General features: G+C 46.2%; 9 protein-coding genes. 5 read left to right on the forward strand and 4 right to left on the reverse strand.

Annotated elements, in window-relative coordinates:
• Positions 1-160: 160 nt before the first annotated feature.
• Positions 161-835, reverse strand: coding sequence for a 7-cyano-7-deazaguanine synthase QueC (gene queC, locus QUB30_RS20975; protein WP_333337066.1), 675 nt, complete (start codon positions 833-835; stop codon positions 161-163).
• 510 nt (positions 836-1,345) lie between these two features.
• Positions 1,346-2,680 carry a cytosine deaminase gene (locus tag QUB30_RS20980; protein WP_333337067.1) on the reverse strand — a complete coding sequence of 445 codons (1,335 nt, stop codon included), beginning with the start codon at positions 2,678-2,680 and terminating at the stop codon, positions 1,346-1,348.
• A 328-nt stretch (positions 2,681-3,008) separates the two neighbouring features.
• On the opposite strand from QUB30_RS20980, the gene QUB30_RS20985 reads away from it, so the two are divergent.
• Complete coding sequence (locus QUB30_RS20985) at positions 3,009-3,917, forward strand: class I SAM-dependent methyltransferase (RefSeq protein WP_333337070.1); 909 nt, start codon at positions 3,009-3,011, stop codon at positions 3,915-3,917.
• 552 nt (positions 3,918-4,469) lie between these two features.
• Here QUB30_RS20985 and QUB30_RS20990 read toward each other — a convergent pair.
• Complete coding sequence (locus QUB30_RS20990; protein WP_333337072.1) at positions 4,470-4,784, reverse strand: hypothetical protein; 315 nt, start codon at positions 4,782-4,784, stop codon at positions 4,470-4,472.
• 344 nt (positions 4,785-5,128) lie between these two features.
• On the opposite strand from QUB30_RS20990, the gene QUB30_RS20995 reads away from it, so the two are divergent.
• From QUB30_RS20995 to QUB30_RS21010, 4 genes are all read left to right on the forward strand, one after another.
• Positions 5,129-6,037, forward strand: a complete 909-nt coding sequence (locus tag QUB30_RS20995) for a class I SAM-dependent methyltransferase (protein ID WP_333337074.1) — start codon at positions 5,129-5,131, stop codon at positions 6,035-6,037.
• 371 nt (positions 6,038-6,408) lie between these two features.
• Positions 6,409-7,656, forward strand: a complete 1,248-nt coding sequence (locus tag QUB30_RS21000) for a GTP cyclohydrolase II (RefSeq protein ID WP_333337076.1) — start codon at positions 6,409-6,411, stop codon at positions 7,654-7,656.
• Between the two features lie 84 nt (positions 7,657-7,740).
• The gene (locus QUB30_RS21005; protein ID WP_333337078.1) at positions 7,741-8,823 is read left to right on the forward strand and encodes an adenylate/guanylate cyclase domain-containing protein; all 1,083 of its coding nucleotides are present in this window, start codon (positions 7,741-7,743) and stop codon (positions 8,821-8,823) included.
• Positions 8,820-10,067, forward strand: coding sequence for a URC4/urg3 family protein (locus tag QUB30_RS21010; protein ID WP_333337080.1), 1,248 nt, complete (start codon positions 8,820-8,822; stop codon positions 10,065-10,067). The genes QUB30_RS21005 and QUB30_RS21010 overlap by 4 nt, the downstream gene beginning before the upstream one ends.
• A 129-nt stretch (positions 10,068-10,196) precedes the next feature.
• On the opposite strand, the gene QUB30_RS21015 is transcribed toward QUB30_RS21010, so the two are convergent.
• Positions 10,197-10,769, reverse strand: coding sequence for a DUF4360 domain-containing protein (locus QUB30_RS21015; protein ID WP_333337082.1), 573 nt, complete (start codon positions 10,767-10,769; stop codon positions 10,197-10,199).
• Positions 10,770-11,407 lie beyond the last annotated feature (638 nt).

Here is an 11,407-nt window from a genome sequence, read left to right on the forward strand (position 1 = left end):
CCGGTTTCTGATTCTGCCATCTGTAATATATTCTTGCGAAAAAACCCGGTTTCTGACCACCCGCTGCGATGCTGAGAAACCGGGTTTTTTAACGTTGCGGCGGGCGAAGCGAAGAGACTCGAAAAAACCCGGTTTCTGACTACCCGTGCGTAAGTCATGTTTAAGCGTAAGACACCGGATCTTTCAATCCCAATTCCTCAAAAGCAGCCAACCGCAGCCGACAAGAATCGCAAACGCCGCACGCAGTTTCGCCGCCTGCATAGCAAGACCAAGTTTGCTCCCAAGGCACTCCTAATTTGTTGCCCAATTCAATAATTTCGGTTTTTTTAAGTTCGATCAAAGGTGTTACAATATTAATAGCTTCTCCTTCTCTTCCCTGCTTTGTTCCTAACCGAAATACTTCCTGCATCGCTTGGATGTAATCGAGGCGACAGTCGGGATATCCGGAATAATCTAAAGCGTTGACACCGATGTAAACGCGATCGGCTTCTAGAGTTTCTGCGTAGGCGAGGGCAAAGCTGAGAAAGATTGTATTTCTAGCTGGAACGTAGGTACTGGGGATGTTTTGAGACATTTCTCCCAGAGTGCGATCGATCGGCAATTCCATCTGATTATCCGTCAAAGCGGAACCGCCCCACAGTGTTAAGTCAAAGTTTACTATCTGATGTGCCTTAACAGCGGCCGAAAGTGCGATCGCCCTTGCTGATTCCAACTCCCGCCGATGTCTTTGCTGGTAGTCAAAGGAAATAGCGTAACACTCGCAGCCGTCGGCTTTGGCTTGATACAAAACAGTTGAGGAATCCAGCCCTCCCGACAATAAAATAACTGCTTTCACTTAAAACGTCCTCGATTGAATCTGTTTTATATTTATATCAATTCTGTTGTCAATTGACAAGATAGCAATGCTAAATGCTTGTTGAAAGATATCTTTTTAAACGAACCGCTTCGAGGTGCGATCGGCGAAGCCGTACCCGTTCCCCGCAGGGTTCCCGAAGAGTAGGGTAGGACGCGAAGGAAAAAAAGAGAAGAGAAGTTGGTTGATAATCTATGGTGCGTGTTGTGTATTTTATCTAATATCAAATCCGTTGGCATCGGAATTAATATTACCGGAAATCAGGAGACGGCAGTGCCGTTTCCCTACAATATTATTTTGGGGTAGGGACACGGCAGTGCCGTTTCCCTACAATATTATTTTGGGGTAGGGACACGGCATTGCCGTGTCCTCTATCATGTCTGAGTCCAACCGGATAGGAGACGGCAGTGCCGTTTCCCTACAATATTATTTTGGGGTAGGGACACGGCAATGCCGTCTCCTCTATCATGTCTGAGTCCAACCGGAATTGATTTAAATTGCTAACAAGTCGTCTAGTTCGCGGTAATCGGGCAAAGTTGTATCAATTTTAATGCCCTGCCGCAAAACTGTGCGATCGCCCTGCGATCTAGATAACAATTCGCTGAAATTCCGCGCCTTAAACAAAATCAAATCTGCTGGTAAACCAACTGCAATTCGTCCTAAATTCGGCAATCCAATTAAATCTGCTGGAGTCTTTGTCACTGCACAGGGCCAGTCTCCATAAGGCCTATCTAAATGAGCGATGCGGACTGCCATATTAAAAACTTCCAAAACATCATGGTCGCCAAATCCGTAAAACGGATCGCGACAATTGTCGCTAGCAACTGCAACGGGAATTCCGGCTGCTTTGAGTTCGTGCAGCAGCGTCACTCCCCGCCAGCGCGGTGTATGCTGAGAGTCTCGGTCTTGCAGGTAAAGGTTGCACATCGGCAAGCTGACAATGCCAATATTTGCTTCCTTGACTAATTCCAGAATTTCTGTTACTAAATCTGACGGTTGTCGGGCTAAACTACAGCAGTGTCCGCAGATGATTTGACCTGAAAATTCATGGCGGATGGCAGTTTTTGCGACTTCCCGCAATGTTACTGATTCTGGATCGTCGTTTTCGTCGGTGTGGAAGTCGAGGTTTAAATTTCGTTCTTTGGCTAAGGCAAAAACTCGATCGAGTTGTTTGTCTAAGTCGGGATTCATATAGGCGACGCCGCCGAGAATGCCGCCGATTTGGGCAATGCGATCGGCTAATTTTTCGCCCGCTGGTGTCAGGAAATAGTCGAGGGAAACCAGGGAAACTGCTTGCAAGATCAGCCGATCGCCCCATTCGGCTTGCAGCGCTTCAAATACTCCCAAACTAACGGTTCCCTGTTCGCCCGCGCTGTCGATGTGAGTGCGGATGGCCTTGGTTCCGTGGGCGTAGCTGCACTTGAGGCCAAACTCCATCCGCCGGTAAACATCTTCTGCATTCCAGTTTTTTTCGGCATCAGCGCGTACTGTGTCGATCGCGCTGGCAAAAGTTCCATCGGGATTGGGCGATCGTTCCCAAATGTGGCCTTTGTCTAAATGGGTGTGCATATCCACAAAACAAGGCCAAACTAACCCATGGCACAAATCAACAATTGGGATATCTGCAATTGGGCATAAATGTTCTGTACCTGATGGAATAATTTGAGCGATCGTACCCGCTGCAATTTCCAGATCCACCGCACAAAAATTGTTCTCAGTCCCCGTTGTGGCGACATGAGAAACTGACGGGGCGATCGATTTCATCTCTAGAAGAGACGCGGGCACGCGACCATTTTTGAGTAAATAATTAGATCTACTTGGCAACATTAATTTTGTGAGTTAGTATTTTCCTAAGAATTTAGCGCAACCGCAAAAACGCTACCGACAATCCTTGTCTGTTGAGCGTCGGTTGTATTTTTTGGTAACAAATGCTACCTTCTCAGTCTAACCCTTGAGACATAAAATCGTACAGCACCGATCGATCGGGGTCAACCGCAAACAAGCCGAGTATCTACAAAGACGGCTGTGTCAAGAAAAATATTACTCGCTCGGCTTGCAGGGGTGCACTCTACCAGCCCAGCTAATGGTAAAAAATGGTGGTTGCTCCACAGCCATTAGAAACTGCTAGAAACTGTACAAATTCTGAAACTCAACCATGCAAAAATTTACAAATTGCCCAGTTTGCAGATCCCAAAAAATCAGCTTCCGGTACACAGCGGGGACAGCCCGCCAACCAAAAGAGGCTCCTAAATGGTCAGTTTACGGATGCGAAGATTGTGGCTTAGTATTCGTAAATCCCCGCCCGACATGGGATGAACTGAGCGATTATTACCCAGAGGGCTGGCAGTGCTACAACACTTACGTACCAGACGAAGAAGATGTAGTAAAACAAGCCAAAAAACTCAATGAATACCGACACATTCCTATCCCTGTAGGCAAGCGGCTGTTAGACGTGGGATGCGGCGGAGGTTCCTTTATCCAAGTCTTCAAAAAACTCGGAGTTGAGGTAGCAGGAATTGAACCTAGCTCCTCAGCAGCAGCAGCAGCCCGCGAATGCGGTGTCGATGTTTTCACCGGCACTGTAGAAGAATACGTTGCAGAAAAAGGTACTGACGAAAAGTTTGATGTCATACTCTGTTCCCACGTTTTGGGAGCAACGCCTTTGCCTGCTGAAACACTCGATTGCATGAGGCAATTGCTGGCTCCAAACGGTTACATTTGGGTGGCTGTACCGAACGCGGACAGCCCATACGCGCGGCAACTGGGCTGGCGCTGGCACAGCACCGATTATCCTTACAATCTGATCGGTTACACTCCAAAAACATTGGCTCTAGCCGGCGAAAAGGCAGGTTTGGCAATTCAGCGCAATTACACCTACTCTTTGCCGGATGCCCTTCGTTACTCTATCTGTTTGTGGCAGCGCTATCGGTGGTTTGTACCGCACAAAGTTAGTCGCTTCTTCCTTTCTGACGAACGTGTTGAGCGCATGGCGAAGGAATTGGACTCGCGCGGCGAAGGCGAGGCAATTTTAATGGAATTCTGTCACCCTCAAAGCGTGGATTAAGGCGTTTTGAGCAAGAATATTCGATTTGAGATTTGAGATTGACCGCACGTCGGCGGCTCAGAATCTCAAATCTTTTTTGATTGTTTTCACATCGCTTAATCAGCGGTTGTGCATTGAAATTGTATATTTCTCCGTATCAAAACTAGCAAGAATACTCTCCGCATTGGACTTTTTCCCCCTCCCCCCCCTCGAACACAACAAGACAATGAAAGCTGGCGAGCAAAACTTATCAAGCCCAGTTAATCACTTAAATGGTGTCGGCTAAATTAACCGCTATATTTGTACGGGCCGCGTGGCGCCTGCATATATCATTCACATCCAAAGTATCTATAAACCCTGGGCCTACTGAGCGACTTGCGGTTGGGAAATTAAAGGTATTGGCGAACCCGCCATGCCGAGCGGTATGAAATTATACAATAACGCATCCACCGGACACGAACTCATATCAAGCCCGGTCAAATAATTCTAATTAATACCATTTTCTAAAAATAATGCAACGCCGGTTGCCCGCGATCCAAACCCCTATCCAGTAAGTCATTCCCAATTCTTGAATCAAAAATCAAAAATCAAAAATGCTATAAGGCAAGTAGCGAGGAGGGAGAGTCCTTTCTCGTTAAAACAAGGCCAAACTAACCCATGGCACAAATCAACAATTGGGATATCTGCAATTGGGCATAAATGTTCTGTACCTGATGGAATAATTTGAGCGATCGTACCCGCTGCAATTTCCAGATCCACCGCACAAAAATTGTTCTCAGTCCCCGTTGTGGCGACATGAGAAACTGACGGGGCGATCGATTTCATCTCTAGAAGAGACGCGGGCACGCGACCATTTTTGAGTAAATAATTAGATCTACTTGGCAACATTAATTTTGTGAGTTAGTATTTTCCTAAGAATTTAGCGCAACCGCAAAAACGCTACCGACAATCCTTGTCTGTTGAGCGTCGGTTGTATTTTTTGGTAACAAATGCTACCTTCTCAGTCTAATCCTTTAGACATAAAATCCTACAGCACCGATCGATCGGGGGTCGAGCGCCAACAAACCGAACATCTACAAACCGAGCATCTACAACTACTAATTTGCAAATACACCTAGTTTTCGATCGGCTTCCAGGCGTGCACTCTACCAGCTCAACTAATGGTAATAAATTGTGGTGAATCAACTGCCATTAGAAACTGTTAGAAACTGTACAAATTCTGAAATTGAACCATGCAACAACTGACAAATTGCCCTGTTTGTAATTCAAAAAATATCCGTTTCCGTAACAAAGCTGGCACTTCCGATGCTCCTAAAGAACCGCTGAAATGGTCGCTTTTCGGCTGTGACGATTGCGGGCTAGGATTTCTCAATCCCCAACCTACATGGGAGGAATTGATTCCATATTATCCGCCAGATTATCTGTGCTACAACACTCGCGTTGAGGATGAAGAACGAGTAGTTGAAGAAGCAAGGCAGCGGGGCGAATACCGGCACATTCCTATCCCTGCAGGCAAGCGGTTGTTGGACGTAGGATGCGGCGGAGGCTCTTTTCTGCAAGTCTTCAAAAAGCTGGGAGTTGAAGTTAAAGGCGTCGATCCTGGGGTATCGGCTACGGCGGCGGCCCGCGATTGCGGGCTGGATGTTTTTACAGGCACTTTGGAAGAATATATCGCACAAAACGGTACCGAGGAAAAGTTTGATGTTATCACCTGTTCCCACGTTTTGATGGCAACACCTTCGCCTGCCGGAACACTCAACTGCATGAGGCAATTGCTGAAACCCAACGGTTATATTTGGGTGGCTGTACCGAACGCTGACTGCGAATCGGCGCGCCTGCTTGGCTGGCGGTGGCACAGCACTTATTTCCCCCGCAACATCATACAATTCACTTCCAAAACTCTGAGTAAAGCAGGAGAAGTTGCTGGTTTGGAAATTCGGCGACAGTCCACTTATTCTGTTCCAGAAGCGGTGGCTTTTTCGCTTTGTTTGCGGTGGCGTCATCGCTGGTTTATACCGCACAAAATTTCCAGCCGCTTGCTGTCGAAAAACTATCTCAAGCGGGTGGCGCAGGAATTGGACTCGCGCGACGAAGGCGAGGCAATTTTAATGGAATTCTGTCACCCTCAAAGCCTGGATTAAGGCGTTTTGAGCAAAAATATTCGATTTGAAATTTGAGATTTGAGATTTGGGATTTGAGATTGACTGCACGTGGGCGGCTCAAAATCTCAAATCTTTTTTTTTTCGCATCTGTTAAAACTTCAAAATTGACGTTTGGCAGTTGTGCTGTCTTTGGTGTTGGCTATACTGGGAAAGAGCGAACTCTGGACTTATATCAAATCCAACGAAAACCTCCTGTTATCCTGAAACCCAAGCCGACATAGGGTTTTGTGTGTGTAGCGCGATTGTTTCAACTAGGGAGGTGTGTACTGTTGGTATGATGAATCACTGTTTCAGATTGCGATTCGGCTGACAACCAACGCCACCATCTATAGCAAAAGCCAAAAACAACTGTGTCAAAACCCAAGCATATAGTTTTAACATCCCATCCCGACAGATCTGGCACAAAACCTCATCCCATTTACTGGGGAGAAATCGATCCCCTGAAACGGGGGCCTGTGATTGGCAGCCTCAGTAAATCGTCTCACCGGAATGCGATCGGCACTCATTCGGGTTCTTACTCTGTTTATCGCGCGCTAGCAGTTGCTTCCGGCGCACTCCAAGCAGATCACCGCCCCGATTTTACCAACACGTCTCCGGCAGCACACATCGGGCCGCACCCGAGTTGGGGCGATCGCAATTTGATTGTTTCTCTCGATCCCTTTGGAGGCTTGGTCAGCGAAATTTATACTTCATTTTTACAGCAGGGATACGATATTCGACCGACAATTGCTGTAACTAAAGCTCACATTAATATGCCGGAATTGCAAGATGCCATCGCTAAAAACCGAGTAAAGATTGATGGCAAAATAGTCAAAGAAGGTGGCAATTTAGCAGTAACTAAAATTGCTATCGACCCGGTATGGTATTTGCCGGGAATTGCTAGGCGGATCGGTGCCCAAGAAAGCGTTCTTCGCCGTGTTCTGTTCGAGCAAACAGGCGGAATGTTCTCGGATTTAGTGACGCGGCCCGACTTGCACGTTTTCTTGCCGCCAATTGGCGGAACTACGATTTATATCATTGGCGATGTCGCGAATATTTCTGACCCGGACAAGCAGTTGGCGGTACGGGTACACGATGAATGCAACGGTTCAGATGTCTTCAGTTCCGATATCTGCACTTGCCGCCCTTATTTGGTACACGGGATTGAAATTTGCATCCAAACTGCACAATCCGGCGGTTCTGGGGTAATTGTTTACTTCCGCAAGGAAGGGAGAGCTTTGGGGGAAGTGACTAAGTTTTTGGTGTACAATGCCAGAAAACGGCAGGAAGGGGGCGATCGAGCTGATGCCTATTTTGCTCGCACTGAATGTGTTGCGGGAGTTCAAGATATGCGGTTTCAAGAACTAATGCCAGACGTGCTGCACTGGTTGGGGATCTCTCGAATTGACAGTTTAGTTTCTATGAGCGATATGAAATACAATGCGATTATCAATTCTGGCATTCAGGTGGTCGATCGCATCCCCATTCCTGAAGATTGGATTCCCGCAGACGCACAAGTCGAAATTGTCGCCAAAAAAGCCGCCGGCTACTACACGCCAGACCCTGTGCCAGATGCTACAATTCTTGCAGAAGCGATCGGACGCGATTTAGGAGATTGAGAGGGCCAAGACGCGATCGGACTCGAACTATCGCGTCTTGGTCACATAAAATTATTGCTGGTTTTTGATCAGTCAGGGTAGGTTATGGCTAATTTGCGTTCTACTGTGATCGTAAAAACAGATATTTGCGGATATACCGTCAGAGTCAAAAAATTATCTCAGTCGGACTTAAGTAGTTTGTTAAATGAGCATAAAAATTTTATTTCAGATATTAGCACCAGAAATGAAGGCAGCGTGATTAAAGGGGAAGGTGATTCATTTTGGATAATTTTTCCCAGCGTCACAGCAGCGGCTGTAGCAGCCATAGAAATGCAGCAAGAGTTGAGAGCGCAGCAATCTAGCAAGGCGAACGACGAACGATTGGCTATCCGCGTGTCGATTACATTAGGAGATGTCTTGCATCAAGATAAAGATATCTTTGGCGATACGGTGAATTTAACAGCGCGCATAGAATCAGTAACTCCGCCAGATGAAATATATTTGTCCCAAGCAGCATGGCTGGCGCTCAACAAAGCAGAAGTGCAAACGTCTTTTGTCAACGAATTTTCTTTGAAAGGGATGAGCGAACCTGAAAAAGTCTACAAAGTTGACCAAAGTTACAAAACGCGAATCATAAAAAATCAAGCAATAATTAAAGCAGATTTGAGAGGTTTTATTGCTTATCAAGAATCGAATTCGATCAAAGACGTTGAATATTTGCTCACGAACTTTGATACTTTTGAAAAAACAATTTGCGAAGAATACGGCGGTACAATTCGGAGTATTGTTGGGGATTCGCATTTGTTGACTTTCCCGGAATCTCACTCAGCCTTAGCGGCAATGGAAAGTTTGTGCGAGAATTGGAAACTTTTTATTCACGCCAATCAAATACCTTGCGGCTTGTCGGTGGGAGTTGCTAAGGGAAATTTATATATATTTAGGTCTTGCACTTACGGAAAAGATATTAACATAGCCGACAGGCTGGAAGATTTAAGTAAAATAGTAACTCCGGGTAGAGAAAGAAATTCAGTCATAGTTTCCGATCAAATAAAACGCGAAGTCAGCGGCTCGAAGTGGGAATATAAGCTGATAAAAATCGATAAAAATGCGATTTTAGATAATCTTTTAGATTACAGCCAGTTTGACTTTTTTCAAGAAAACGATGTTTACCGGTGTTTGGTAGTATGAAGTCGGGCAATAGTGAACTTGAGACTGTAGAATATCTGAGAACGCCGGCTGCTATTCGTCAAAAGTGCGATCGGCTTTTTGATTTAGCCCGCCTTGACAAACTCCGCTACTTCCGTGTCGATTTATCCCAACTCGACAAAGCAGCAAATTATGTAATTGACACAACGCGCCAACAGTATCCCGATTTTAACATTCCCTTTCACAGTCGCTGGCGACATTTTGAAGTCGGCAACCTGTCGCGACTCGCAGAATTGGATGCAGCTTTAGCAGAATTTGCACTCATAGAGCAAGCTAAGATCAAATTTGATTTAGCAATTATCAGCGTTTTGCTCGATGCCGGTGCTGGTGCAGATTGGCAGTATTGCGAACCCGAAACCGGACAGGTTTACCGCCGTTCTGAAGGTTTAGCAATAGCCAGCTTGCAGATGTTTTGTCAAGGTGTTTTTTCCAGCAATCCCGATTTTCCTTGGCAAGCTGATTATCGCGGACTTTCTCAGTTAAAACTAGAAACCTTAGCTGCTGGATTTCAGGTAAGTCCAGACAATCCGCTAGTTGGTTTAACAGGCAGATTAGAATTATTGCAGCGTTTGGGAAATACTATTTGCCAGCATCCATTATTATTTGGCAGCGAAAACCCGCGTCCCGGCAATTTGGCAAAATACTTGTTAGACAGTCGGGTTTCTGGAGTCAAAACTGTCAATGCTGCGGTCGTGTTGAGCGCTGTTTTGACAGGTTTTGGGGAAATTTGGCCGGGAAGATATGCAATTGGTGGCGTTAATTTAGGCGATGTTTGGCGGCATCGGGCCTTAACAGGAGAAAATCAGGGAGATGAATTCGTGCCGTTTCACAAACTATCGCAGTGGTTGACTTATTCGCTGTTGGAACCGCTGCAAGAACTTGGTTTAGAAGTCGCCGGATTGGATGAGTTAACGGGATTGCCGGAGTACCGCAACGGCGGTTTGTGTTTGGATATCGGGCTGCTGCAGGCAAAAGATTCGGCTATTTTTGAAGAGAGTTACTTGCCGGGTTCGGAAGTTATAGTAGAATGGCGATCGCTGACTGTGAATCTTTTAGATAAAATTGCCGCAGCTATTCGAGAAAAGCTGCATTTGAGTGCGACAGAATTGCCGCTGGTGAAGATTTTGCAAGGAGGAACTTGGGCGGCGGGGCGGAAAATTGCGGCAGAATTGAGGGCTGGTGGAGGGCCGCCAATTCAGATTGAAAGTGACGGCACTGTGTTTTAGGGGGAAGAGGGCCCTTCGGCTTCGCTCAGGGTAAAAAGAAGGAAGAGGGAAATTTATCCACTCTTCCAACTTAAAACTCCAAAATCAAATCTGATAACTATTCCTCACACTACACTCCGCACAAGCTGCTTAGCGGCAAGTGCGATATTTGACGTGATAAACTAAACCGCGATGAGCCAAATCGAAGGAATCAACGGTGGCCATGCCGGCACCGCGGGCTGTCATTGCAGCATTTACTCGCATATTTACACTGTCGCCGCAGCGAGACCAAACATTCGCTACAGTGGCTAAGCTATCTCGAACATTGTAGTTAGTTTCGCCGCTGAGATTCCGATTAAAAACTGGGCCGCGGGCTCCAGCGAAAAAGTATTCTGCTCGCAGGTTGCCTGTGGTTTTGGGAGCAACGTAGCCGCGATAATCAGCATCGTAGATAGAAATTTGGTAGCCTTGGGGTACTTGGATGGGAATGCTCAGATTGCAGCTTTTCCGGCTTTCTGTTGAGACATTTCCCAGGGCTGCAAACTTATCAAATAGGATGGTGAGTTCTTGACCGTCGGGGCTGACGCTGACGCTGGCGGAGCGATCTGGGCAACCGCTACCGCCGTAGCTTGCACCTAAAATTTTAACGGCAGGATTAGCCAAGGCGGGGCTGATAGAAGCAGTCATTAATGCCGTAGCTAGCAATAGTTTTACAAACTTCATGGATGTTCTCCTTAATAAGTTCAGTTGTGTGTTAGGAGCACCCTAAAAAAATGGAACTAAATTTAGGTAATGTTTTTTAAACTTGGATATGGCCGCCTTCATGTTGAAAGATGAAAAGCCAGTAAAGCCAAGCTTATAACCTCATGTGCAGTTCCTATTCAGGTTTTTTCGATTAGTGAATTAACCGAAAAAATAGGTTTTATGTTGATACTTCTTAAGATTCATATCTGTTGGTAAAAGTTCCGGAAGATTTCGGTGCGAAACTCCGGATCTGTGTTAATGGGCTTGGACGGAGCGCGAGACAGCGAAACCATTGGGGAGGCTTTTGGATCCGGATCTGCGTTCTTAGGAAGAGTGCGGGAAGGAGAGGAAACGAGATAATGACATATTTATGTATTTTCAAACCTCGCATACTTAGTGTCGCGCTGGGCGGATGAAAGGCAAGTGTAGAAGTAATTTTATTCGCGCGGTATTTGTGTTTTCAATAGGGTTTGATATAAGTAGTCCAGGACACAGGGGCGCCAGAAACCTGTTTTTTTTGCGTCAAGAATGCCTCAATGGCTGATAAGGAATGAGAATTAAATAACTTCCACAAGTTTGTGGGATGGGCGTCCCGCCCGTCCAAAAAAGACGGGCGG

Origin of the sequence: Microcoleus sp. BROC3, assembly GCF_036702515.1 — a bacterium.
Classification (GTDB): Bacteria; Cyanobacteriota; Cyanobacteriia; order Cyanobacteriales; family Microcoleaceae; genus Microcoleus.